General features: G+C 68.2%; 22 protein-coding genes. 11 read left to right on the top strand and 11 right to left on the bottom strand.

Annotated features, from left to right (window positions below; genetic code table 11):
* Positions 1–76: 76 nt before the first annotated feature.
* Positions 77–1,489 (top strand): MinD/ParA family ATP-binding protein, encoded by a 1,413-nt coding sequence (locus FBY28_RS13695; protein WP_141867598.1) that lies wholly within the window; start codon positions 77–79, stop codon positions 1,487–1,489.
* The gene (gene eccD / locus FBY28_RS13690; protein ID WP_141867596.1) at positions 1,486–3,024 is read left to right on the top strand and encodes a type VII secretion integral membrane protein EccD; all 1,539 of its coding nucleotides are present in this window, start codon (positions 1,486–1,488) and stop codon (positions 3,022–3,024) included. Before FBY28_RS13695 ends, eccD begins: the two co-directional genes overlap by 4 nt.
* Here eccD and FBY28_RS13685 read toward each other — a convergent pair.
* The 8 genes from FBY28_RS13685 to FBY28_RS13650 all read right to left on the bottom strand — a co-directional run bounded on the left by FBY28_RS13685 (position 3,021) and on the right by FBY28_RS13650 (position 11,912).
* The gene (locus FBY28_RS13685) at positions 3,021–3,344 is read right to left on the bottom strand and encodes a YbaB/EbfC family nucleoid-associated protein (protein WP_141867594.1); all 324 of its coding nucleotides are present in this window, start codon (positions 3,342–3,344) and stop codon (positions 3,021–3,023) included. The genes eccD and FBY28_RS13685 overlap by 4 nt on opposite strands.
* Complete coding sequence (locus FBY28_RS13680; RefSeq protein ID WP_141867592.1) at positions 3,341–4,903, bottom strand: PPE domain-containing protein; 1,563 nt, start codon at positions 4,901–4,903, stop codon at positions 3,341–3,343. Before FBY28_RS13680 ends, FBY28_RS13685 begins: the two co-directional genes overlap by 4 nt.
* Before the next feature lie 19 nt (positions 4,904–4,922).
* Complete coding sequence (gene eccE / locus FBY28_RS13675) at positions 4,923–6,323, bottom strand: type VII secretion protein EccE (RefSeq protein ID WP_141867590.1); 1,401 nt, start codon at positions 6,321–6,323, stop codon at positions 4,923–4,925.
* Positions 6,320–7,693 (bottom strand): type VII secretion-associated serine protease mycosin, encoded by a 1,374-nt coding sequence (mycP, locus tag FBY28_RS13670; protein WP_141867588.1) that lies wholly within the window; start codon positions 7,691–7,693, stop codon positions 6,320–6,322. The genes eccE and mycP overlap by 4 nt, the downstream gene beginning before the upstream one ends.
* A 173-nt stretch (positions 7,694–7,866) precedes the next feature.
* Positions 7,867–8,124 carry an HPr family phosphocarrier protein gene (locus tag FBY28_RS13665; protein WP_141867586.1) on the bottom strand — a complete coding sequence of 86 codons (258 nt, stop codon included), beginning with the start codon at positions 8,122–8,124 and terminating at the stop codon, positions 7,867–7,869.
* A gap of 40 nt (positions 8,125–8,164) precedes the next feature.
* The gene (locus FBY28_RS13660; protein WP_174241624.1) at positions 8,165–10,138 is read right to left on the bottom strand and encodes a PTS fructose transporter subunit IIABC; all 1,974 of its coding nucleotides are present in this window, start codon (positions 10,136–10,138) and stop codon (positions 8,165–8,167) included.
* A gap of 20 nt (positions 10,139–10,158) precedes the next feature.
* Entirely contained in the window at positions 10,159–11,136 is a 978-nt protein-coding gene (gene pfkB, locus FBY28_RS13655) for a 1-phosphofructokinase (RefSeq protein ID WP_141867582.1), read from the bottom strand.
* Positions 11,133–11,912 carry a DeoR/GlpR family DNA-binding transcription regulator gene (locus FBY28_RS13650; RefSeq protein ID WP_141867580.1) on the bottom strand — a complete coding sequence of 260 codons (780 nt, stop codon included), beginning with the start codon at positions 11,910–11,912 and terminating at the stop codon, positions 11,133–11,135. Before FBY28_RS13650 ends, pfkB begins: the two co-directional genes overlap by 4 nt.
* Positions 11,913–12,014: 102 nt before the next feature.
* On the opposite strand from FBY28_RS13650, the gene FBY28_RS13645 reads away from it, so the two are divergent.
* Positions 12,015–13,697 carry a phosphoenolpyruvate--protein phosphotransferase gene (locus tag FBY28_RS13645; RefSeq protein WP_216847674.1) on the top strand — a complete coding sequence of 561 codons (1,683 nt, stop codon included), beginning with the start codon at positions 12,015–12,017 and terminating at the stop codon, positions 13,695–13,697.
* A gap of 63 nt (positions 13,698–13,760) precedes the next feature.
* Here FBY28_RS13645 and FBY28_RS13640 read toward each other — a convergent pair whose 3' ends face one another.
* Complete coding sequence (locus FBY28_RS13640) at positions 13,761–13,928, bottom strand: DUF6131 family protein (RefSeq protein ID WP_019510572.1); 168 nt, start codon at positions 13,926–13,928, stop codon at positions 13,761–13,763.
* A gap of 113 nt (positions 13,929–14,041) precedes the next feature.
* On the opposite strand from FBY28_RS13640, the gene FBY28_RS13635 reads away from it, so the two are divergent.
* From FBY28_RS13635 to FBY28_RS13600, 8 genes are all read left to right on the top strand, one after another.
* Complete coding sequence (locus FBY28_RS13635) at positions 14,042–15,013, top strand: pirin family protein (protein ID WP_141867576.1); 972 nt, start codon at positions 14,042–14,044, stop codon at positions 15,011–15,013.
* Between the two features lie 82 nt (positions 15,014–15,095).
* A complete protein-coding gene (locus FBY28_RS13630) occupies positions 15,096–15,731 on the top strand; it encodes a TetR/AcrR family transcriptional regulator (protein ID WP_141867574.1) in 636 nt (211 codons plus the stop codon).
* A gap of 60 nt (positions 15,732–15,791) precedes the next feature.
* On the top strand, positions 15,792–16,724 hold the full coding sequence (locus tag FBY28_RS13625) for a class I SAM-dependent methyltransferase (protein ID WP_141867572.1): 933 nt from the start codon (positions 15,792–15,794) through the stop codon (positions 16,722–16,724).
* Between the two features lie 88 nt (positions 16,725–16,812).
* Positions 16,813–18,216 (top strand): aldehyde dehydrogenase family protein, encoded by a 1,404-nt coding sequence (locus tag FBY28_RS13620; protein ID WP_141867567.1) that lies wholly within the window; start codon positions 16,813–16,815, stop codon positions 18,214–18,216.
* Positions 18,217–18,315: 99 nt separating this feature from the next.
* Positions 18,316–19,179, top strand: coding sequence for an SDR family oxidoreductase (locus FBY28_RS13615; RefSeq protein ID WP_036462540.1), 864 nt, complete (start codon positions 18,316–18,318; stop codon positions 19,177–19,179).
* On the top strand, positions 19,176–20,141 hold the full coding sequence (locus FBY28_RS13610; protein WP_141867565.1) for an NADPH:quinone oxidoreductase family protein: 966 nt from the start codon (positions 19,176–19,178) through the stop codon (positions 20,139–20,141). Before FBY28_RS13615 ends, FBY28_RS13610 begins: the two co-directional genes overlap by 4 nt.
* Positions 20,141–20,839, top strand: coding sequence for a haloacid dehalogenase type II (locus FBY28_RS13605; protein ID WP_141867563.1), 699 nt, complete (start codon positions 20,141–20,143; stop codon positions 20,837–20,839). Before FBY28_RS13610 ends, FBY28_RS13605 begins: the two co-directional genes overlap by 1 nt.
* Before the next feature lie 2 nt (positions 20,840–20,841).
* Positions 20,842–21,324 (top strand): DUF456 domain-containing protein, encoded by a 483-nt coding sequence (locus FBY28_RS13600; RefSeq protein WP_141867561.1) that lies wholly within the window; start codon positions 20,842–20,844, stop codon positions 21,322–21,324.
* Here the strand turns inward: FBY28_RS13600 and FBY28_RS13595 are convergent.
* Both FBY28_RS13595 and FBY28_RS13590 read right to left on the bottom strand, forming a co-directional pair.
* On the bottom strand, positions 21,317–22,102 hold the full coding sequence (locus FBY28_RS13595) for a tyrosine-protein phosphatase (protein ID WP_141867559.1): 786 nt from the start codon (positions 22,100–22,102) through the stop codon (positions 21,317–21,319). The genes FBY28_RS13600 and FBY28_RS13595 overlap by 8 nt on opposite strands.
* A gap of 13 nt (positions 22,103–22,115) precedes the next feature.
* On the bottom strand, positions 22,116–23,357 hold the full coding sequence (locus FBY28_RS13590) for an acyl-CoA dehydrogenase family protein (RefSeq protein WP_141867556.1): 1,242 nt from the start codon (positions 23,355–23,357) through the stop codon (positions 22,116–22,118).
* Between the last annotated feature and the right edge of the window lie 89 nt (positions 23,358–23,446).

Here is a 23,446-nt window from a genome sequence, read left to right as displayed (position 1 = left end):
GCATCCGCCCACTCCGTGTGTTTTTTTCAACGTGTTTTCCAACGTGTTTTCAGAGGCACGACTTTGAGAGGTGCTTATGTCGGCAGACTATGACCGGCTGTTCCATTCTTCCGGCGCGTCCGACGCTGCCGACGAGGATGCCGCGGCACGCCGTGAGGGTGCGTCCCCGATGCCGGTGAACGCCTCAGCGGCGGGCAGCGCGGGTTACGCCGGCGAGCACACTCCACCGCCGATGCCGATCGCGCCCACCCAGGCGGCCGCGGCGCCGCCGGCCTCGGTGGCCCCGCCGCCCAGTGCCTCAGAGGTGACCAGTCAGATTCCGGTCACCGGGCCGCAGCACGTCCAGAACGGCATGATGCGGACCCCGCAGACCGCCCAGCCCGCCGGCGCCCGATTCGAACAGCAGACCTTCGCGCCGCCACCGCCGCGCTCGGCGCCAGCGCCGGCGCCCGCGCCGAGCACGCACTACAACGACACGATGGAGACGGGTTGGACTCCGTCCAGCGCACCGGCGCCCACCGGGCAGCCCGCCCCGACATCGGCGGCCAGCATGGGCAATCATCGGGCCATCGACGCGCTGTCACACGTCGGGGTTCGCACCGCGGTCAAGATGCCGTCGCAGCGCGGCTGGCGACACTGGCTCTACTTGCTGACGCGGATCAATATGGGCCCGTCTCCTGACGAGCTCTACGAGATGGAGCTGCAGGCACGGGTGCGCCGAAATGCCAGGGACTCCTATCAGATCGGGGTGTTCGGGCTCAAGGGCGGCGTCGGCAAGACGGCCGTCACCGTGGCACTCGGCTCGGCGTTGAGCCGAGTTCGCGGCGACCGGATCCTGGCCATCGACGCGGACCCGGATTGCGGCAACCTGGCCGATCGCGCCGGTCGACAGTCCGCGGCAACCATCGCAGACCTGTTGTCGGACAAGGAATTGTCCCGCTACAACGACATCCGGGCATACACCAGCATGAACAGCGCCAATCTGGAGGTGCTGTCCTCCGAGGAGTACAGCGCGGCCCGGCGCGAGTTCAACGAAGACGACTGGAAGGGCGCCGTCAGCGTCGTATCCCGCTACTACAACCTGGTGTTGGCCGACTGCGGCGCGGGGTTGTTCCAACCGGCCTCGCGTGGCGTGTTGGCCACCGTCTCGGGCATGGTCATCGTGGCCAGTGCCTCGATCGACGGTGCACGGCAGGCTGCGGTGACCATGGACTGGTTGCGCCAGAACGGGTACCAGGATCTCCTCGGTCGGTCCTGCGTCGTGATCAACCACGTGACACCGGGCAAGACGAATATCGACGTCGAGGATCTGGTTCAGCAGTTCGAGCGGCACGTTGCGCCGGGCCGGGTGGTCGTGTTGCCGTGGGACAAGCACATCGCCGCGGGCACGGAGATCCAGCTGGACTTGCTCGGTAAGACGTTCCAGCGCCGAATCCTGGAGTTGGCCGCGGGGCTGTCCGACGACTTCGACCGGCTCGAACGGCGTTGACCGCGACAGCGGCGCCGTCGGGGGCGACAGGGACGGCATCGGTCACGCCGGGCAGACCCGCCACCACCCGGGTCACCATCCTCACCGGCCGGCGGATGACCGACCTGGTCCTGCCCGCCTCGGCGCCCATCGAGACCTACATCGACGAGACGGTGTCGGTGCTCGCCGACCTGCTCGACGATTCGCCGCCGGATGTGCTGGCGGGCTTCGATTTCAAGGCCCAGGGCGTCTGGGCGTTCGCCCGTCCCGGTGCGCCGCCGATCAAGGCCTCGGAATCACTCGACGAGGCCGGTGTCGTCGACGGCGCACTGCTGACGCTGGTGTCGGTGAGCCGCACCGAACGGTACCGCCCGCTGGTCGAGGACGTGATCGACGCCATCGCGGTGCTCGACGAGTCCCCTGAGTTCGACCGCACCGCACTCAACCGGTTCGTCGGACTGGCCATTCCGGTCGTGTCCACGATCGCGACAGTGGTCGCACTGGTGGCGTGGACGCAATCGGGCATGGACTGGTGGTGGTCCATCGCGCTGGCGCTGCTGGGCCTCGCGCTGGTGGGCGGCGCCATGATCGCCCGCTCGCGATACGAGAACGTGAACCTGTCCGAAAGCCTGGTGGTGGCCGCGCTTCCGGTGCTCGCCGGAGCGGCGGCGCTGGCGGTGCCGCTGCCTCGGGAGGCAGATGGGCTGGGCGCACCCCAGGTCGCCGGTGCCGCCGCGGTGGCCCTGCTCTACACACTGGCCACCCGTGGCGGTCCACGCAGACGCGCCAGCGTCGCCGCCTTCGTCGCGGTGCTCTCGGTGGCGATCACCGCGGGCGCCATCGCATTCGGGTACGGCGGGCAGGAATGGGTTCCCGCCGGTGCCATCGCATTCGGCCTGATCGTGGTCACCAATGCCGCCAAACTGACGGTGGCCGTTGCCCGGATCGCACTGCCGCCCATTCCCGCTCCTGGCGAGGCGGTGGCCAATGACGAGCTGCTCGATCCGGTGATGCGACCCGATGGGGCGGACGAGGAGACGCCGACCTGGCAGGCGATCATCGCCTCGGTGCCCGACTCGGCTGCCCGCCTGACCGAGCGCAGCGAGCTGTCCAAGCAGTTGCTCATCGGGTTCTTGACCGCCGGCGCGACGGTGCTGGCCACCGGCGCCATCGCCGTTGTCGTGCAGGGACATTTCTTCCTGCACAGTCTGATCGTCGCCGTCTTGGTGACGGTCATCTGCGGCTTCCGGTCACGGCTCTATGCCGAGCGCTGGTGCGCGTGGGCGCTGATGGCCGTCACCGTGGCCGTGCCCACCGGCGTCACGGTCCGGCTCTGCCTGTGGTTCCCCGACCAGTCCTGGCTGGTGCTGGGAATCTATCTGCTGCTGGCCATGGTCGCGCTGATCATGGTGGGCGCCACCGACAACGTCAACCGGCTCTCGCCGGTCACCAAGCGGATCCTGGAACTGCTCGACGGTGCCTCGATCGCGGCGGTGATCCCGCTGCTGCTGTGGATCGCCGGGGTGTACGACCTGCTGCGGAACCTGCGCTTCTAGGTCCCGGTGATCTCTGCGACGGCGTCGTTGAGCCGGTCGCGATCGGCGGCGACCGACTCGGAGGCCACCTCGGTCGCGTTGCGTAGCGCCTCGTTGAGACGTTCCTCGATCGTGTGTGAACCCAGCCGCAGCAGTCCATCGGCCAGGTACACGTCGACCAGTCGGTGGTGGCCGTTCAGCGTGACCTCCACGGTCTCGGATTCGTCCGTGGCGGTGAAGGATTCGCTGTCCATCTTGTGCAATTGAGCGTCCATCAGCTCCTGCAACCGGCCGGCCTGTCGCAGTACGGCCGCCACCTCCGGATGCATCTGCTCGCTCACTTGGACTCCTTGTCCTGCACGTCTTTACGCCGCCGCTGACCGATCACCGGTTCGGTGTAGGGCCGGTCCTCGGTGTAGAGCTCCTCATCGGGTGCGAAACGCGAGTCGCGACGCTTCTGCTGCCCCTGCTGACCGCCACCGCCGTGGCCCATACCGCCCATACCGCCGCCCATACCCATGCCGCCGCCCATGGCCGACGCCGGTATCGCACCACCGCTGCCGCCTGCTCGGGCACCGCCGGCGGCGGGCCCGGGGGCCACCGTCTCGGCGCCGACGCTGGGCTGCAACGGCATCGACGGGACACCGCCACCGCCACCGCCGGATCCCCCTCCGGAACCGCCGCCGCCGAGGCCGGCCGGCGATACGCCGGGGTCGTCGAGATCGGGCATGCCCGTATCGGGCAGGCCGCCATCGGGAAGACCTCCACCGGGAAGACCGCCGGACGGTGCACCACCACCGCCGGGCTTCCCACCGCCGGACGGGGCGCCGCCACCGGACGGTGCGCCACCGCCGGAGCCTGAACCCTGGCCCGAGGACGGTGATCCCGCCTGCGGCGAGCCGGAGGGTTGACCGTTCTGCGGCGACATCGAGGCCGGTGATACCGCGGGCTGGCCGCCTCCGGGCGCTCCTCCACCGCCACCGGTGCCCCCGGTCCCGTTGCTCCCGGGTACGTGCGGTCCGGTTGCTCCCGGGTCGGCGATGGGGATGCGGGGCGGCGGCGAAGTTTGCACGGGAGGCAGATTGGAGACGGCGGCGTAGTCCTGGCGCAGATCGTCCGAGCGTTCCTGCAGAGCGGCCATCTCCTGCTGGATCTGCGTCATGGCCGAGCCTTGGCCTGGTTGTCCCACGAGGCTTGCGAGCTGTGCCTCGAGCGCTTTGTACTGCGTGTAGATCGGGGTGTGGTTCGCGCGCGTCGCGGAATGAGCGGAAAGAAGTACCTGCGCCTCATTGGCCAACTTGTCCCACGCCTCGGCGAGATCGGTGACCCATTGCGCATACTCGTTGATCTTGGCTATTGCGGCATCGGCCGCGTCACCTTCCCACCCGCCCGCGAATCCACCGGTGTCATTGCGCCGCGCGGCATTGGCGGCCGCGGTGAACTCCGCAGCGGCGGCTTTGAGCGAGACGCCGTGATCGCCCTGCTGCAGCGCCATCTCGGCAGCCTCGACGTCCTTGTAACCTCCCGGGGAGGCCAAGGCGAAGGCGCCCAGCTCGGGCAGCTGAGGATTGGAGCCCGAGGGTTGTTTGACGGTGATCCGGTCGACGGCGCCTGCGCGGGCGTCACTGTCCATGGCATCGGCGTATGCACGGTCCACCTCCCGGTACGCCGTTGCCGTGTCGCGCAGCATCTGGTTGAGGACGGTGTTCTGCTCTTCGGCGATCTTCTGGCACTCGATCAACGCGGCGGCGTTCTTGTTGAGGTTCTCGACGGCGGTCGCCGAGTTCGGCAGGCCGTCGGGTGGGGCGATATTGGCCTCGACCGGGGACCACTCGGCCTCATCGCGCAGTTTGGCCAACATGTCCAACGAATCGGGTATGACCCGAACGCCGTCACCCATGACTATCGCCCCCCGATCATCACACGGTCTCCAAAGCCATCTGGTAGCGACTCTCCTCGCGCGGGTTGATCAGCCGGATCGGCAGCTGACTGTGGCGCGGAGTGTCGATGTAGTTGCTGCGCAGCACAACCCGGCCAACCCCGGGGTGTGTGCCCAGATAGGTCGTCGCGTTCGGCCACGCCACCTTGGCCACCTGCCCGACTCGGCCGTTGACGAAGCCGGCGAACTCGCCGAACTGGGGTCCCAGGGTCACCACGCCGCCGGCCGCCGCGGAGCGAATGACGAACTGGGTGAACAACCGGGCATCGCCGAGGTTGATGCTGGAGTCGACGTCATCGAACGGCATGTACACCGGATAGCGGTCCGCGGTCTCCCCGATGAGCACTCCGGCCGAGCCGATGGGCAGTTCGTAATGCCGGTCGGTCACCGGGCTCTCACCGAGCAGCGCGGCGCGCTGACCGCCGAACAGACAGGAAAAACCGCGGGGCGTCGTGGGATTGGCGAGCGTCGTCAGCAGCACCGTCGTGGTCGGGGCCTGGCCCGGTCGCAGGCGGACGCGGGTGATGGTGTGGTCGGCGCGAGCCGACCACCAGACATCGGGCCCGCCGGGAGCCATGTAGGCGACCGTGAAACTGCTGCGGCCCTTGATCGACGACCACGATTCACGCTCGAAACTGATCTCGGTGGCGCGGTCGAAATCATCGAAACTGCGGGCGCATCGAGCATCGATTCCGTTGCCGGCCAGCTGATCTGCGATCCGGGTCGCGGAGGAGACGAGGTAGCGGGCCAGTCCGGAGACACCGGTGTCGCGGCGCAGAGCGGGGCGCCGGGTCGTCTCCGGATCCGCGCGCAGCACGATCCAGGTACGCCTGTTGGCCGGCGCCGGGTAAGGACCCACCACCTGGTCGTAGAGCGCGACCAGATTGGCCGGCGCGGTCTTGCCGACCCGGTAGCCGGCCGCCACCACATCGGCCTCCAGTTCGGGGCAGTGCGCGGCCAGCAGGTCCTGCACCAGGCGGGTGTCCACCACATCGTCGGTGAAGGCCTCACCGTCGACGAGCACGGTCGGGGTGAACGGGCGGGGCACCAGCTCGATGAGGGCCACCAGATAGCCGTCCTGCCAACGCACGGCGACGTGGTCACCGGGCATCACGGTGGCCCCGACGGCGGGTGCTGATGGCGGCGGGGGCGGGACGGAAAGCCTGCGCCGCCAGGCGAACAGCGCGGCGATCCACCCGGTGAATCGCCGACCTCGCACGGTCAGGGTGGTCGCGATGGCGAGCAGGACGCTCAGCGTGATCCCCAGCCACAACAGGTCCAGCGTCGTGAACACCGCGATCAGAGCGGGGATCAGGGTGGCAGCCCACAGCAGATGCCCGGTCGTGAACCGAAACCCGAACTGGCCGAGGAACTCTTTCATCGACGCCTCATCGCCCGCCGCGCCAGGGCACCGATGCCGAGCACCAGCGCCAGCCCGACCCCGGTCAGCACCACCATCGTGATGGGGCCGCGGTCCGGCGGCTCGATGACCACCGGCGGCGGCAACTGCTTGACGCGGTATGGGGCGACCTTCGGTCCCTCCGGCACGTCCCAGGTCAGCGCGGCGACCGGGTCGATGACCCCGGCGCCGACATAGTTGTCCACACCACCGCCGGGGTGGCGCGCGGTCGCGGTGATCCGGTGCATGATCTGCGCTGCGGTGAGTTCGGGGAAGCGCTGCTTGAGCAACGCGGCCAAGCCCGACACGTAGGCCGCGGCGAACGATGTGCCGGCGATCGGGATGGGGCCGTCGGCCCCGGCGAGGGCGTTGACGGGATTGCCGTCGTAGCCCAGGGCGGTGATGTTCTCGGCGGGTGCGGCGGCGTCCACCCATGGTCCCGACATCGAGAAGGTGCTCGGCTGGCCGGTCTGCCCGATCCCACCCACGGTCAGCACCAGCGGCGAGTACCAGGCCGGCGAGACGATGGTCTGAACCTGGCGCCACCCGCGCGGGTCGTCGGGTTCGTCGGCTTCCGGCGGCGGATTCTGCGTGCAGTCCTGTCCGGTGTTTCCGGCGGCGACGACCACGACGGCACCCTTGATGTTCACCGCGAAATTGATCGCCGCCCCGACGGTGGCCTCGTCGATCGGTCGGGTCGCCTTGTAACAGGCGGCCTCACTGATGTTGATCACCTGTGCGCCCAGGTTGGCGGCATGCACGATCGAGCGGGCGAGGCTGCGCAGCGAACCGGCGGTCTGAGTGGTGTTGGGGTTGTTCGGATCCTGGCGCGCGCCCACCGGCTGGAAGTTGTCCGAGGTCTGGCGCAGCGACAGGATGCGGGCATCGGGTGCCACGCCGATGAACGCATCCGTCGGGGCCCCGCGGCCGGCGATGATGGCCGCGGTCAGGGTGCCGTGGGAATCGCAGTCCGACATCCCGTTGCCGGCCTTGTCGACGAAATCGCCGCCGGGTTCGGCGGGCACCCGCGGAGACCCGTTGACGCCGGTGTCGATCACCGCGACGGTCACCCCGGCCCCGGTGGCGAACTTCTGGGCATCGGCGAGCCGCAGGTAGTCGCTGGCCCACGGCTTGTCGGTGAAGTTCGAATTCGGGAAGACGATCGGCGCCGAGCATTGCCGCCGTTGTTCGGTCGGCTGGTCCGGCCCGGTCTCGTCAGGGGGCACGGCGCCGGCGTCGATCACCGGCGGCTCGACGGCACCGGCGGGCGGTGCCGTCACGATGAGCAGAGCCGGCGGCGCTGTCAGCAACACCAGTGCCAGGGTGGCCAGCAGCACACCGATGCGTCGCACGGTCTGTTCACTCCCCTTTGCAGTCCCCGGATGCCGGATGTGCTGGCACATCCCGCAGCAAAGCGAAGGCCGCCGTTCGGCGACGCATCGTGTCACGTCAGCCTAGGTCGGCCTTCGCCAGAGCAAGTTTACGGGGGTGTAGACGGGGTACGTTCCGCTTTCTCGCGTGCTGCTCAGGCGTCCAGATCTTTGGCCACCAGCTCGGCGATCGCGGCCAGGGCGGCCGAATCCTCGGAGCTGACGGTCACCTGGGCTCCGTTACCTGCGCCAAGGGTCATGATCATCAGCGCCGAACCCGCGTCGACCGGCTCCCCGCCGTCCAGCGACAGGGTGACCTCGGCACCGGAGTTGGTGACGGCCTCGGCGATGATGGCGGCCGGCCGGGCGTGCAGACCGATGGCGGATCCGACGGTGACGGTCTTCTCGGGCATGTGTTTCTCTCCTTGTATTCCGATGTTGGGTGTTGCGGTCTCAGGCGGCGACGGCTTGCCGCGGCTTGACGAACTGTTTGGCGGCGACGACCGCGGCGGCGGCCGCGATGGTTCCCACGGCCAGCGACACGAGGAACCAGATCAGGTTGCCGATCGCGAAGAACACGAAGATGCCGCCGTGCGGTGCACGCAGCGTGACGTCGAAGGCCATGCACAGCGCCCCGGTGATGGCACCGCCGAACATCATCGAGGGGATGACGCGCAGTGGGTCGGCGGCGGCGAATGGGATGGCGCCCTCGGAGATGAAGGCGGCGCCCAGCAGCCAGGCGGCCCGACCGTTCTCCTTCTCCGGCTCGCTGAACAGGCTCGGGCGGACCGTGGTGGCCAGCGCCATGGCAAGCGGGGGCACCATGCCTGCGGCCATCACGGTCGCCATCACCTCGAAGGAAGCGGTGGTGGCGGCGGCCAGACCGGCGGTGGCGAACGCGTAGGCGGCCTTGTTGACCGGCCCACCCAGGTCGAAGCACATCATAAGGCCGAGGATCACGCCCAGCAGGATGGCCGAGGTACCGGTCAATCCGTTGAGCCAGTCGGTAAGCCCGGTGTTGATCAACGCCAGCGGGCGGCCGATGAGCAGGAACATGATCAGACCGACGACCAGCGAGGCGACCAGCGGGATGATGACGACCGGCATCAGGCCGCGCAGCCAGCGCGGGACGTCGATGCGGCTGATCCACAGCGCGGTGAAGCCGGCGATCACGCCGCCGACGATGCCGCCGATGAATCCGCCGCCGACGAACACGGCGAGCGCACCCGCGGTGAAGCCGGGAGCGATACCCGGCCGGTCGGCGATGGCGAACGATATGTAGCCGGCCAGGGCGGGCACCAGGAAGCCGAATGCCAGACCGCCGAGGCTGAACAGGATGGCCCCGAAGTACTGCGCCAATCCGCCGTCGGGGAGGTTGGTCAAGGAGTTGTTCAGTGCGATGTCATTGGCGACATCGGCGATCTCGTAACCACCGAACAGGAATCCCAGCGCGATCAGCAGACCGCCGGCAGCCACGAACGGGATCATGTAGCTGACGCCGGTGAGCAGGATCTGCCGGGTCCGGGTGCCCCAGCCGACATTTGACGAACCCTCGGTGGCCTCGTCGGCCGGACCGCTGCCCTCCACGCGGGCGGCCTTCGGGTTGCCCGATGCGGCAACGGCTTCGGAGATCATGGCGTCGGGTTCGTTGATGGCGCGTTTGACGCCGGAGGCGATGACGGGCTTACCGGCGAACCGGCCGCGGTCCTTCACGCCGACATCGGTGGCGAAGATGACCGCATCGGCCGCGGCGATCGTCGCCGCCGGCAGTGGCGTGCTCCCCGACGAGCCCTGGGTCTCCACGACCAGGTCCACATCGGCGCGTTCGGCGGCCAGTTTGAGCGCGTCCGCGGCCATGTAGGTGTGCGCGATCCCGGTGGGACACGCGGTGATCGCGACGATGCTCTTCTTCCCGGCCGGAGCCGCGGGTGGTGCGGAGGCGGCCGCAGGTGCGGTCGCGGCCGGCGCCGGGTTCACCACGCCGTCGACCAGTGCGACGAGCTCACCGGCGGTGGAGGCGGCACGCAGTTGTTCGACGAAGTCCTTGCGCACGAGTGCTCGGGCGAGGCTGGAAAGCAGCTTGAGGTGATCGGAGCCGCCGGATTCCGGTGCGGCGATGAGGAATACCAGGTCGGCGGGACCGTCCGGAGCGCCGAAGTCCACGGCGGGTGACAGTCTGGCGAAACCGATGGTGGGGGTGTCGACATACGGGGACCGGCAGTGTGGGATGGCGATGCCGCCGGGCAGGCCGGTGGCCGACTGGGCCTCACGGGCCAGCGCCGCCCCGATCAGGCCGTCGGTGTCGGACGTGCGGCCGGCACCGGCGAGCAGGCCGGCGAGTCGGCCGATGACGGCCTCCTTGTCGGTCCCGGCGTCGGTGTCGAGGAGCACCAGGTCGGTCGTGATGACCGGAGCGGAAGTGGACATGACCAAACTTTCTGTGGGAGTCAGGATTCGGTGTGTGCGGGGGAGATGGCCCGCACGGGGACGGCATCGAGATGGAGCTGGTCGGGCGAGGGCAGGGCGGAACCGGGCAGCGCGGCCGCGGCGCTTCCGTAGGCGACCGCCATCCGCAGCCGCTCGGCGGGGTCGGCGCCGGCCTGTTCGGCGCGCACATAACCGGCCAGTGACGAATCCCCGGCCCCGACGGTGCTGCGTGGGGTGATCGGCGGCGAGCCGGCCAGCCAGCTGCCCGACGGATCCACCAGTACCGCACCGGCGGCACCGAGGGTCACCAGCACGCTGCGGGCGCCACGGTCGACCAATTGCCGGGCCGCGGCCACCACCGGACCCGGATCACCCTGCGCCGCAGCCTCTTCGAGCTCCTGGCCGGAGGTACCGGTCAGCCCGCCCAGCTCATCGGCGTTGGGTTTGATCAGGTCGGGCGCGGCGACTCCGAATGCATCGGCAAGTGCGGTGAGCGGGGCGTCGGAGGTGTCGACGGCCACCCGACAGTCCGATCCGGCCAGTTCGGCGACCACGTCGGCGTACCAGCTCGTGGGCACCCCCGGCGGCAGCGAGCCCGAGAGCACCACCCAGCTGGCGGAGCGGGCGGCGTCGATGACCGTCCGGGTGAGCGCCTCGAGCGCCGCGGAATCCAACGCTGCGCCGGGAGCATTGAGTTTGGTTGTGGTGCCGTCATTCTCGGTGACGGCGATGTTCGTGCGTACCGGCGCGGGGACGGCCACGGCGCGGAACGGGACGGCCGCCGCCCGTAGCGCGGTCAGGATCGGATCGTCTGTCGCGGCAGGCAACACGGCCACCGCGTCCAGGCCGGCGAGACCGAGCGCACGGGCGACGTTGACACCCTTGCCGCCGGGCTCGTCGGTGACCGAGCTGATGCGGTGTACCGCGCCGCGGGTGAGGGTGCCCGGCAGCGTGACCGTGCGGTCGATACTGGGGTTCGGGGTGACGGTGACGATCATGCGGTGGCTCCTGCGCAGATGATGTCGATACCGCAGCCGCTGAGTTCGGCGTGGGTGTCGGGGCTGATCTCGGTATCGGTGATGATGACGTCGACGCTGGACAATTCTGCGAAGCTGTGCAGCGCCTCGCGGCCCATCTTGGACGAATCAGAGGCGACCACAACGTAATTCGCGCAATTGACCATGGCCCGCTTGATGGCGGCCTCCTCGGCGTCCGGGGTGGACAGACCGTGCCGCGCGGTGATGCCGTTGGTGCCGATGAACGCGATGTCGACCCGCATTTGTTCAAGCGTCTGCAGGGCCTGCTCGCCGACGCAGGCCTGGGTGAGGCCGCGGACCCGCCCGCCGAGCACCTGCAGGGACACCGATGGCACGGTGGACAATCGGTCGGCGACCGGAATCGAGTTGGTCACCACCACCAGGTCACGATCGGTCGGGATGGCCGCGGCGATGCGGCTGGTGGTCGTGCCGGCATCCAGCAGCACGCTGCCGCCGCCGACGGGGAAGAACTCGGTGGCCGCTGCGGCGATGGCGTCCTTGTACGGCGCTCGGGTGGTCTCGCGTTCGTCGACGTCCTGCTCGACGAGGTGCAGTGCCCGGGCCGGGACGGCGCCGCCGTGCACACGTCGCAGCAGGCCTGCCTTGTGCAGGACGGCGAGGTCGCGACGCACGGTTTCGGTGGTGACGTCGTAGGTGGTGGCGAGTTCGGTGACCGAGGCGCGGCCGCGCTGGAGCACCAGGGCGGCGATGGCCTGCTGGCGTTCCTCGGCGTACATCGGGCTCCGTCCGTGGGTTGCTCGATCTGTTGAAATGTTGATATGTGTGGTTTTACGCTTGCTTCTGTTGACTTGTCAATGCTTTCTTGTAATCTGAATCACATGAGTTCCCCTACAGTGACCGACACGAAGGTCCTTCGCGGTGTCCCGGTGGTTGCGGGTGTCGCCTATGCGCCGGTGATCCGTCCCGGCGCCCGGCCGCAGGTCACCGAACAGCCGGCGGCCGAGCTGGCCGAGGCGGATCGGCCCGCGGAGGTCGGCCGCCTCAAGGAGGCCGCCGCGACCGTCGCCACCAGGCTGCGTGATCGGGCCGGTCACGCCACCGGTGTGGCATCGGAAGTGCTGGCGACCACCGCCGCGCTGGCCCAGGACCGTGCCTGGCTCGGCGATGCCGAGAAGCGGATCAACGCGGGCAGTCCGGCCCCGCAAGCGGTCGGTGCGGCCATCGCCAAGATCGCCGAAGCGCTGTCAAAGGCGGGCGATCTGATGGCCGAACGCGTCACCGACCTGCGCGATATCCGGGACCGGGTGCTGGCCCAGCTCGCCGGTCTTCCCGAACCCGGCGTCCCGATCCCGGACCACCCGTCGGTGCTCTGCGCCGAGGATCTCGCCCCCGCCGACACCGCCGGGTTGGACCCACGGCTGGTCGTGGCGTTGGCGACCACCCTCGGCGGGCCGACCAGCCACACCGCGATCATCGCGCGGCAGTTGGGGATTCCGTGTGTGGTTGCCGTGGACGGACTCGACGACGTGCCGGTCGGTGCGCCGGTCATGGTCGACGGCGCCCTTGGCACCGTGACGGTGGCGCCGGACGCCGCCGAGGCCGCGCGGGCCGTCGAGACCTCCCGCGCCGAGGCGGATCGGGTTGCCCAGTGGAAGGGCCCCGGCGCGACGGCCGACGGGCATCCCGTCGCGGTACTGGCCAATGTCCAGGACGGTGCCGCGGCGCAGGCCGCGCGGCAGACCCCGGCCGAAGGTGTCGGGCTGTTCCGCACCGAATTGTGCTTTCTCAACCGCGATACCGAGCCCTCGGTGGACGAGCAGGCCCGGATATACGGGGAGGTGCTGAGCGCGTTCGAGGGTCGCAAGGTCGTCATCCGCACTCTCGACGCCGGTTCGGACAAGCCACTGAAGTTCGCCGGTCATCCCGACGAGGCCAACCCGGCGCTCGGGGTGCGCGGTGTGCGAATCTCCTTCGGTAACCCGGGCTTGATGACGCGTCAGCTCGAATCGATCGCGGCTGCGGCCGCCGCCACGGGTGCCGATCCCTGGGTGATGGCCCCCATGATCGCCACCGCCGATGAGGCGAAAACCTTTGCCGATCAGGCGCGTTCGTTGGGATTGATACCCGGTGTCATGATCGAGATCCCGGCAGCCGCGCTGTTGGCCGGCCGAATCCTCGAGCATGTCGATTTCCTGTCCATCGGTACCAACGATCTGGCCCAGTACACGATGGCCGCGGATCGGATGTCGGCTGAACTGGCCACGCTGACCGACCCGTGGCAGCCGGGGGTGCTGGCGCTGGTGGACATGACGGCCAGGGCCGGTGCGGCGGCGGGTAAGCCGGTCGGCGTGTGCGGGGAGGCGGCGGCCGACCCGATCCTGGCCTGTGTGTTGGTGGGCATGGGAATAACGTCGTTGTCGGCGGCGGCGACCGCGGTCCCGGGCGTCGGTGCCGCGCTGTCCGGGGTCACCTTGGAGCAGTGCCGGGCCGCTGCTGAAGCGGTCCTGTCCACGGCGAGTGCGGCCGATGCGCGGGCCGCGGCATTCGAGATCCTCGGCTGAGAAGCAGCTCGCCGCGAGCGCGCACGATGTGCGCGGCTCGCGGCGAGCTGGTGAAAAGTACCGCTAGAACCAGGCTTTTCGGCCACCGACCGGGCGTCCGACAGCGCCGAGGATCCACAGCACGACGCCGACGACCACGAGGATCGCTCCGATCGTGTACAAAATCGACAGACTCGTGAAATAGCCGATGATCAGCAGAATTACGCCGAGGATGATCATGATGATTCCCATCCGTAGAAGTGTTGTCGGACCGGTGAATTGCCCCATCCGTAAAAACTCAAACCATGATCGTTCTTGAGCGCGCCGCCGGGAATGTATCGGACTGCGGTCCGGTTATCTGATACATGCCTGCCATCAGCGCCGACACCATGAGCCTTGCCCGCATTGCGGGGCCCACTCCCGTCGAGACCGACCGGCCGGTCCGGTCGCTGACGACCGGCCCGCGCGGCTTCGAGGGCGAAGGCCTCCCCGTGGTCCGTGCGTTCGCCGGCGTCAGCGCCGCCGATCTGGATCCGTTCGTGCATATGGATCAGATGGGTGAGGTCGAGTACCAACCCGGCGAGCCGCGGGGTACCGATTGGCATCCCCACCGTGGTTTCGAAACGGTCACCTACATGCTGGACGGCCGTTTCGCCCACCAGGATTCCCACGGCGGAGGCGGTCTCATCACCGATGGCGCCACCCAGTGGATGACGGCAGGCTCGGGGATACTGCACATCGAGACACCGCCCGCCGAGCTGGTTGAAAGTGGTGGGCTGTTCCATGGTGTGCAGTTGTGGGTGAACCTGCCGCGCAAGGACAAGTTCGCCGCCCCGCGCTATCAGTCGATCGAGGGTGGCACGGTCGGGTTGCTGTCCTCCGAGGACGGCGGCGCACTGGTCCGGGTGATCGCCGGTGAGGTCGACGGACACCAGGGGCCGGGCAGCACCCACACGCCGATCACGCTGACGCACAGCACCATCGAACCCGGCGCGCGCCTGAGCCTGCCCTGGAACCGCGGTTACAACGCACTGGTCTACGTGCTGTCCGGGCGCGGCACCGTCGGTCCGGTCGGTCACCCCATCCAGCAGGGACAGCTCGCAGTCCTCGGTCCCGGTGACCGCGTCGTCATCGCCGCGGACGAAGGGCAGGACGCCCACCGCCCGGCGCTGGAGGCGCTGGTGCTCGGCGGGCAACCGATCCGTGAACCGGTGGTCCAGTACGGACCGTTCGTGATGAACACCCGCGCCGAGGTCCTGCAGGCGCTCGACGATTTCAACGCAGGTCGATTCGGCTCCCTGCCGCCCGATGCGCTGATGCCACACCGGGTCGGCTGAGTGTTTGCTGTGCGTCGACGACCGCGTCATCGCGCAACGAACGCCGCATGGCGGGGCCTGCGGGCTGTGGCAGAATTTGACTGTGCCGCATACAGCCAGCAGGGGTCCGGGTCGTCCGCCGGCGGCCAAAGCCGCCGAGACCCGCGAGCGAATCCTGCAGGCCGCGCGCGAAGTCTTCAGCGAACTCGGTTACGACGCAGCGACATTCCAGGCGATCGCGGTCCGGTCTGATCTGACGCGGCCCGCCATCAATCACTACTTCCCGAGCAAGCGTGTGCTCTACCGCGAGGTGGTCGAGCACACCAACGCCGTCGTGGTGCAGACCGGAATCGAACGGGCCCGTTCTGAGACCACGCTGCTGGGCCGATTGTCGAAGTTCTTCGCGATCGCGGTGCAGGCCGACAGCAAGGATCGCTCGGCCGCGGCGTTCCTGGTGACCTCGGTGCTGGAGGCGCAGCGGCACCCGGAGCTCAGCCAGGACGGCCACGACCCATTGGCCAGCTCGCGGGAATTCGTGAAATGGGCGGTCGGTGCGGCGGTCGACAGCGGTGAGCTAACCGCCGATGTCGATATCGACACGGTCGTCGAGATGCTCGTCGCGGTGATGTGGGGCATGGGTTTCTACTCCGGATATGTCGGTACCCATGACAGGTCCGAGGCGGTGATCGCCCAGTTGGAACTGCTGCTGGCAAACAAGTTGTTCCGTCCGGTCGGGTAACTGGGTTTGCCCGCAACACATCGTCGAATAGGCAACCTAACCTTCGCCTAGCATGGGGTGATGAGTTCACTGCGCTCCCATGACGACACCTGGGATATCGACACCAGCGTCGGCACCACGGCCGTCATGGTGGCGGCTGCCCGGGCCGCCGAGACGGCGGCAGCCGACCCGCTGATTTCCGACCCGTACGCGCGCATCCTCGTCGACGGTGCCGGCGGCGGACCGTGGAGCATGATGCTCGACGAGGATTTCGCCGCCCGCGCCGAGGAGATCGATCCCGAGGCGGCGGTCCTCTTCGCGCATATGGGCAACTACCAGGCCGTGCGCACCCGGTTCTTCGATGATTATTTCGCCGAGGCCGGTCTGCGGCAGGTGGTCATCCTGGCCTCCGGGCTCGACTCTCGCGCGTTCCGGCTCTCTTGGCCCGCGGGCACCACGGTCTTCGAGATCGACCAGCCCAAGGTTCTCGAGTACAAGCGACAGGTGCTCGCCGAGCATGGTGTCCAGCCGACGGCGACCCGCGTCGAGGTCGCGATAGATCTGCGCCAGGACTGGCCGGCCGCACTGCGTTCCGCCGGTTTCGACGACACCGTGCCGACGGCGTGGCTGGCCGAGGGGCTGCTGATGTATCTGCCCGGTGACGCGCAGGACCGGCTCTTCGAGCAGATCACCGCGCTCAGCGCGCCCGGCAGCAGGATCGCCGCCGAGACGGCGCCGATGCAGGCCGAGGAACGTCGGGCCCAGATGAAGGAACGATTCGACCGCATCAAGGAGAAGTTCGGACTCTCCGACAGCGTCGACGTGGGCGAGCTGATGTACAACGACCCCGATCGGGCCGATCTGGCGCCGTGGCTGGCCGGACACGGCTGGGACAGCGCCGCGGTGAAGTCCGCCGACGAGATGCGCAGGCTGAATCGGTGGGCACTCCCGCAAGGCCCCGACATCCCCGAAGACGACGCGTTTTCGCAGTTCGTCACCGCGACGAGGCGCTGACGCGGATCGGTATGGGACCGAATCGACCCTTACGGAGGGCCCAACCAACTGGTTAGGATCGAGTTTCCCGGTCAGGAAGGACGGTCCCATGACCACCCATGCCGATGCGCCCACGACAGGCCTCGCCACCGACATCCCGGCGGTCGTCGCACGACTGCGTGCCACCTATGCCACCGGCCGCACCCGCGACCTGGAGTGGCGGCGCACGCAGCTGCGCGCGCTGGAGCGCCTGGTCGTCGACAACGAACCGGCCATCGCCGCGGCGCTGAAGACAGACCTCGGGAGGCAGCCCTTCGAGGCATGGTTGGCCGATGTCGCCAGCACCGCCGCCGAGGCCGCCGATGCGGCCAAGAACGTCGGGAAGTGGGCCAAGCGCCGCTACCGGTTGCTGGAACTGTCCCAGCTGCCCGGTATGGGATGGGTCGAGTACGAGCCCTACGGCGTAGTGCTGGTCATCGGCGCGTGGAACTTCCCGTTCGCGCTCACCCTGGGCCCGGCCGTCGGTGCGCTGGCCGCCGGCAACACCGTCGTGCTCAAGCCCTCGGAGTTGGCCCCGGCGTCCTCGGCGTTGATGGCCGAGCTGGTGCCGCGCTACCTCGATCCGGATGCGGTGGCGGTCATCGAGGGTGACGGCATGGTCAGTCAGGAGCTGATCGACCAGGGTTTCGACAAGATCTGCTTCACCGGGGGCACCGAGATCGGTCGCAAGGTCTACCAGGCGGCCGCGGCCCACCTCACCCCGGTGACCCTCGAACTCGGCGGTAAGAGCCCGGTGATCGTCGCCGCGGACGCCGATATCGACGTCGCGGCCCAGCGCATCGCATGGACCAAGCTGATCAACTCCGGCCAGATCTGCATCGCACCGGACTATGTGCTCGCCGATGCCTCCATCCGCGACGAACTGGTTACCAAGATCAAGGCCGCCGTGCAGACCTTCGAAGCGCAGGCGACCGGTGGGAAGCGCATCGTCAACCGACGACACTTCGACCGGCTGGCCGCCGCGGTGGCCGCAACCGAGGGCGAGGTCGTCATCGGCGGTGGCTCGAATCCGGACGCCCTCACCCTCGATGCGACCGTCGTCGTCGACCCGTCGCTGACCGAACCGTTGATGACCGACGAGATCTTCGGGCCGGTGCTGCCTATCGTCACCGTCCAGAACCTGGACGAGGCAATCCAATTCGTCAACGCGCGACCGAAGCCGCTGGCCGCTTATCTGTTCACCAAGGCCAAGGCCGTCCGTGAGCGGGTGATCCGCGAGGTGTCCTCCGGTGGCATGGTGGTCAACCACCTGATCTTCCACTTCGCCACCACCAAGCTGCCTTTCGGCGGTGTCGGTCCGTCCGGCACCGGCGCCTACCACGGCCGCTACGGCTTCGAGGAGTTCAGCCACCGAAAGTCGGTGCTCACCAAGCCCACTCGGCCGGATCTGGGCAAGCTCATCTACCCGCCGTACACCGACAAGGCGTGGAAGCTGGCCCGCAAGCTCTTCTGAACCGGCGACCCCGGGTCCCGACGGCCCGGTCTCGCGCCGTATACAGAGATGGATCGTCTGGACAGCTGAGCCAGTCAAGCGTGTTGAGAGAGGAATCCCATGCCCGGAGTGCAGGATCGTGTTGTCGTCGTCACCGGAGCCGGTGGTGGTCTCGGTCGTGAGTACGCCCTGACGCTGGCCCGCGAGGGTGCCAGCGTGGTGGTCAACGACCTCGGCGGATCCCGCGACGGAACCGGGGCCGGCCACAACATGGCCGACCAGGTGGTCGAGGAGATCAAGGCGGCCGGCGGCCGTGCGGTGGCCAACTACGACAGCGTCGCCGAGCCCGAGGGTGCCGAGAACATCATCAAGACCGCCATCGACGAGTTCGGCAAGGTCGACGGTGTGGTCAGCAATGCCGGCATCCTGCGTGACGGCACCTTCCACAAGATGACGTTCGAGGCCTGGGACGCCGTGCTCAAGGTGCATCTCTACGGTGGCTACAACGTCATCCGCGCCGCGTGGCCGCACTTCCGTGAGCAGAGCTTCGGCCGGGTCGTGGTGGCGACCTCGACCAGCGGCCTGTTCGGCAACTTCGGCCAGGCCAACTACGGCGCGGCCAAGCTCGGCCTGGTCGGCCTGATCAACACGCTGGCTCAGGAAGGCGCCAAGTACAACATCAAGACCAACGCCGTCGCACCGATCGCGGCAACCCGGATGACGCAAGACATCCTGCCCCCGGAGGTCTTCGAGAAACTCACGCCGGAGTACGTCGCTCCCGTGGTGGCCTACCTGATGACCGAGGAACTGCCCGACACCGATTCGATCTTCATCGTCGGCGGCGGCAAGGTGCAGCGCACCGCACTGTTCCAGAACGAGGGCATCACTTTCGGTGAGGTTCCTTCGGTCGACGATGTGGCCGCCAAGTGGGGCGAGATCACCGATCTGTCGGCTGCCCAGCAGGCCAGTTTCAAGCTCGGATGAAAGCGCTTGTAGCACAGGAGCTCACAGGGCCGGCCGGGCTGGTCTACACCGATGTCGATGATCCGGTGCCGGGCGGTGACGTGGTCATCGTCGATGTCGGGGCATCCGGCGTGTGCTTTCCGGACCTGTTGTTGACCCGCGGTGAGTACCAGCTCCGGTTGGAGGCGCCGTTCACCCCCGGCCTCGAGGTGGCAGGCACCGTGCGGTCCGCGCCGGCCGATTCCGGATTCACCGTGGGACAGCGGGTTTCGGGGTTCACCATGATCGGCGGGTACGCCGAACAGGTCGCGGTGGCGCCGGACTCGCTGCAGCCGGTACCCGATGGCATCGACGATGCCACCGCGGTCTGCCTGCTCGGCAACTACACCACGATGTTCTTCGCATTGACCCGTCGCGGCGCGTTGCAGGCCGGGGAGACGGTGCTGGTGCTCGGGTCCGGTGGCGGCATCGGCGTGGCCAGCATCCAGTTGGCCAAGGCACTCGGGGCCAAGGTTGTTGCGATGGTGCACCGTCCCGACGCAATGGATTTCGTTGCCGGACTCGGCGCCGATGTCGTGCTCCCGCTGGCCGACGGATGGCGCCAGGCCGTGCTCGATGCCACCGGCGGCCGCGGTGTCGACATGGTCGTCGACCCGGTGGGCGGCGACGCGTTCGATGATGCGGTGCGGGTGCTGGCGCCCGAAGGCCGGCTGCTGGTCATCGGATTCGCCGCGGGCGGCATCCCCACCGTCAAGGTCAACCGGTTGTTGCTGCGCAATATCAGCGTCGTCGGAGTCGGCTGGGGCGAGTTCGCCAGGGTGACACCCGGGGCGGGTGCGGAGATGGCGGCCGGCCTTTCCAAGCTGGTCGAGAATGGGTTGCGCCCGCCGGCGCCGGTGCGGTACCCGCTGTCGGAGGGGGCCGCGGCACTACAGGCGTTGGCGGACGGCAAGATTCACGGCAAGCTGGTCCTGGAACCGTAGTGCACGGCCTGCGCGCACTGGCGTTCGACGTCTTCGGCACGGTGGTGGACTGGCGTTCCAGCATCATCGCCGAGCTGCAATCCTTCGGAGCCCGAAATGGGCTGCAACGGGATTGGGCGTCGTTCGCCGATGCGTGGCGGGCCGGCTATGCCCCGGCGATGGATCGAGTGCGTCGCGGCGAGTTGCCGTGGACCCGCATCGACGATCTGCACCGCACGATCCTTGTCGATCTGCTCGGTGACGCCGCGGTGGCCGAGGCCGATGTCGACGAGCTGAACAGGGCCTGGCATCGGCTGGTCCCGTGGCCGGACTCGGTGGCGGGATTGCAGCGCCTCAAACAGCGGTTCGTGATCACCACGCTGTCGAATGGCAACGTATCGCTACTGACGAACATGGCCAAGAGCGCCGGGTTGCCATGGGATTGCGTCATTTCCGCCGAGCTGTTCGGCCACTACAAGCCCGATCCCGAGGCGTATCTCGGCTGTGCACGGCTGCTCGATGTGGCGCCGCACGAGCTGATGCTGGTGGCCTGTCATCCCAGTGACCTGCGCGCGGCACGCGACAGTGGCCTGCGCACCGGTTACGTCAGGCGACCGCTCGAACAGGGGCCCGGCCGCCCGTTGCCCGAGGTCGACGACGGCGAATTCGACGTCATCGCACACGATTTCATCGACCTCGCCCACCGGCTGGGTGCCTGAACATGGGCACGCTCGGCATCGTGGCCGTCGCGTTGGTGATCGCCGTCGGCCTGGTCGGCATCATCGTGCCGATCCTGCCGGGAGGGCTGCTGGTCATCGGTGCGATCGGCGTATGGGCCTATGTCGAGGGCACGACGACCTCGTGGGCGACCTTCGGCGTCGCCGCGACACTGTTCGTGGTGTCCGAGATCGTCAAGTACACCTGGCCGGTGCAGCGCATGCGACGGGCCCAGGTGCGTACCTCGGTGCTGGTCGTCGGAGGGCTCGCCGGTATCGTGGGTTTCTTCGTCATCCCGGTGATCGGACTGCTGATCGGATTCGTGCTGGGGGTGTATCTCGCCGAGCTGGCGACCCGCCGCGACCCGACCCGTGCCTGGGCTTCGACGGTGCACGCGCTAAAGGGTGTCGCGCTCTCGGTGGGTGTGGAGCTCACCGGAGCACTGCTCGCGACGGTCGCCTGGGTGGTCGGAGTGCTGGTCAGTTAGTCAGCCGAGACCGCAACCGGGTCAGCTCGTCATCGGTGATTCCGGCGGACTGCAGGAAGCCCGATACCGATCCGTAGCGCTCGTCGCGGGCTCGATGCGCGGCCTCGAGGTACTCCTCGCGCACCCCGAGCACCGCGTCGGTGAGCCGCGCCTCGATGAAGGTCAGCGCCGCCGGGTCCTCGCCGGCGCGGGCCTTCACCGATTCCATGATGCTGTCCCGCAACGGATCGATCGCGTCGTTGCTGCGCAGGAAGTCGGTCATGATCGCCTCGCGCGGCACCCCGACTGCCTCCAGCACCGTGGCCACCGTGAAGCCGGTGCGGTCTTTACCGGCGAAACAGTGCGCGATGACGGGGCGACCGTCGGCCAGCATCGAGATGACCTGCCGGACCGCCACCTGCGCACCGGTCAGGGCGGGAAACTCCTCGTACACCTCGGTCATATAGCGCTTGGCCGCATCGGCGACGTCCTCCCCCTCGGGGGATTCGGACATCACCCGCTGGAAGGTCGCCTCATGCGGGGCATCCTGGGCGGCGTCATCCTCGAAGTGGAACGGCAGGTGATGCAGCGCCACGCCGGCGGGCACCTGGCCGGCGCCGCGCCGCTCGAGCTCGCGGCGTGACCGCAGATCGGCGACATCGTTGATGCCGAGCGCCAGCAGGGTGGATCGGCCCTCGTCGGTGAGTCTGCTCAACTCACTGGACCGGAACAGCAGTCCTGGCCGAATGCCGGCGGACTCGGCTACGTCGCGAAAGTTCCAGGCTCCAGTCAGTTCCACGATCTCTACTGTGTCACAGCGAGTTCGAGGGGCGGCAGGCCGCCGCCGCGAACGCCGACTTCTCCTTGCCGAGTTCGGCGCGCGCGATCGTGCGCATGTGCACCTCGTCGGGGCCGTCGAAAAGTCGCATCGCGCGGTGCCAGCCGTAGAGGCGGGCCAGCGGGAAATCATCGGATACCCCGGCGCCGCCGTGCACCTGGATGGCGCGGTCGAGCACATCGCAGGCGACCTGCGGTGCCACCGACTTGATCTGCGACACCAGGACGTGGGCGGCCTTGTTCCCCTCCTTGTCGATCGTCCAGGCGGCCTTCTCGCACAGCAGCCTGGCCTGGTCGATCTCGTTGCGGGACTTGGCGATGGACTCACGCACCACACCCTGCTCGGCGAGCGGCTTGCCGAACGCGATCCGCGTCTGCACGCGGTCGATCATCAGAGCCAGTGCCCGTTCGGCCGCGCCGAGGGCGCGCATGCAGTGGTGGATGCGGCCCGGGCCCAGCCGCGCCTGGGCGATGGCGAACCCGCTGCCTTCCTCGTGCAGCAGGTTCTCGGCGGGAACCCGGACGTTGTCGAACACGATCTCGCAGTGCCCGTGCTGGTCCTGCCAGCCGAAGACCGGCAACGAGCGCAGGATGGTGATTCCGGGGGTGTCGATGGGCACCAGGATCATCGACTGCTGCTGGTGTGCGGCCGCATCGGGATTGGTGCGACCCATGGTGATGAGCAGCTTGCAGCGCGGGTCCGACGCCCCGGTGATCCACCACTTCCGGCCGTTGATGACGTAATCGCCGCCGTCGCGCAGGATGGTGGTCTCGATGTTGCGGGCGTCGCTGGAGGCGACGGCAGGCTCGGTCATCGCGAACGCGGACCGGATCTCGCCATTGAGCAGGGGCTCGAGCCACTGCGTGCGCTGCGCCTCGTTGGCGAACAGGTGCAGGGTCTCCATGTTCCCGGTGTCCGGTGCGGCGCAGTTGAGTACCTCGGGGGCGATCTCCATGCTCCAGCCGGAGAGCTCGGCGAGCGGCGAGTACTCAAGATTGGTCAGCCCGGACTCCGAGGGCAGGAACAGGTTCCACAGCCCCGCGGCCTTGGCCTTGGTCTTGAGCTCTTCGACCACCGGGGGCACGGTGTGGTCCTTGGGACCCTTCTCCTCGCGGTAGGCGTGGTAGGACTCCTCGGCGGGGAAGACATTCTCGACCATGAAGTCGGAGAGGCGCTTGTGGTAATCAGCTGCTTTGGCCGACATCGCGAAGTCCATGCCGCTACGATATGCCACTTGGTTAGATAAGTGAACGTGCGGGTCCCCATCGACGGGCAGATGTCACGGTGCGAGGCGACCATCGACGA

This window comes from Arthrobacter sp. SLBN-53 (assembly GCF_006715585.1).
Taxonomy (GTDB): domain Bacteria; phylum Actinomycetota; class Actinomycetes; order Mycobacteriales; family Mycobacteriaceae; genus Mycobacterium; species Mycobacterium neoaurum_A.
This window is presented reverse-complemented; position numbering and strand designations above follow the sequence as displayed.

Bases quoted from the DNA above. Each gene is read 5' to 3' on its own strand.
- FBY28_RS13695 (WP_141867598.1), top strand. From the start codon at position 77: ATGTCGGCAGACTATGACCGGCTGTTCCATTCTTCCGGCGCGTCCGAC.
- FBY28_RS13600 (WP_141867561.1), top strand. From the start codon at position 20,842: ATGGGCACGCTCGGCATCGTGGCCGTCGCGTTGGTGATCGCCGTCGGC.
- FBY28_RS13615 (WP_036462540.1), top strand. From the start codon at position 18,316: ATGCCCGGAGTGCAGGATCGTGTTGTCGTCGTCACCGGAGCCGGTGGT.
- FBY28_RS13640 (WP_019510572.1), bottom strand. From the start codon at position 13,928: ATGGGAATCATCATGATCATCCTCGGCGTAATTCTGCTGATCATCGGC.
- pfkB (WP_141867582.1), bottom strand. From the start codon at position 11,136: ATGATCGTCACCGTCACCCCGAACCCCAGTATCGACCGCACGGTCACG.
- FBY28_RS13665 (WP_141867586.1), bottom strand. From the start codon at position 8,124: ATGCCCGAGAAGACCGTCACCGTCGGATCCGCCATCGGTCTGCACGCC.
- FBY28_RS13620 (WP_141867567.1), top strand. From the start codon at position 16,813: ATGACCACCCATGCCGATGCGCCCACGACAGGCCTCGCCACCGACATC.
- FBY28_RS13680 (WP_141867592.1), bottom strand. From the start codon at position 4,903: ATGGGTGACGGCGTTCGGGTCATACCCGATTCGTTGGACATGTTGGCC.
- FBY28_RS13590 (WP_141867556.1), bottom strand. From the start codon at position 23,357: ATGGACTTCGCGATGTCGGCCAAAGCAGCTGATTACCACAAGCGCCTC.
- eccE (WP_141867590.1), bottom strand. From the start codon at position 6,323: ATGAAAGAGTTCCTCGGCCAGTTCGGGTTTCGGTTCACGACCGGGCAT.
- FBY28_RS13625 (WP_141867572.1), top strand. From the start codon at position 15,792: ATGAGTTCACTGCGCTCCCATGACGACACCTGGGATATCGACACCAGC.
- FBY28_RS13645 (WP_216847674.1), top strand. From the start codon at position 12,015: ATGAGTTCCCCTACAGTGACCGACACGAAGGTCCTTCGCGGTGTCCCG.
- FBY28_RS13660 (WP_174241624.1), bottom strand. From the start codon at position 10,138: ATGTCCACTTCCGCTCCGGTCATCACGACCGACCTGGTGCTCCTCGAC.
- FBY28_RS13650 (WP_141867580.1), bottom strand. From the start codon at position 11,912: ATGTACGCCGAGGAACGCCAGCAGGCCATCGCCGCCCTGGTGCTCCAG.
- FBY28_RS13635 (WP_141867576.1), top strand. From the start codon at position 14,042: ATGCCTGCCATCAGCGCCGACACCATGAGCCTTGCCCGCATTGCGGGG.
- FBY28_RS13610 (WP_141867565.1), top strand. From the start codon at position 19,176: ATGAAAGCGCTTGTAGCACAGGAGCTCACAGGGCCGGCCGGGCTGGTC.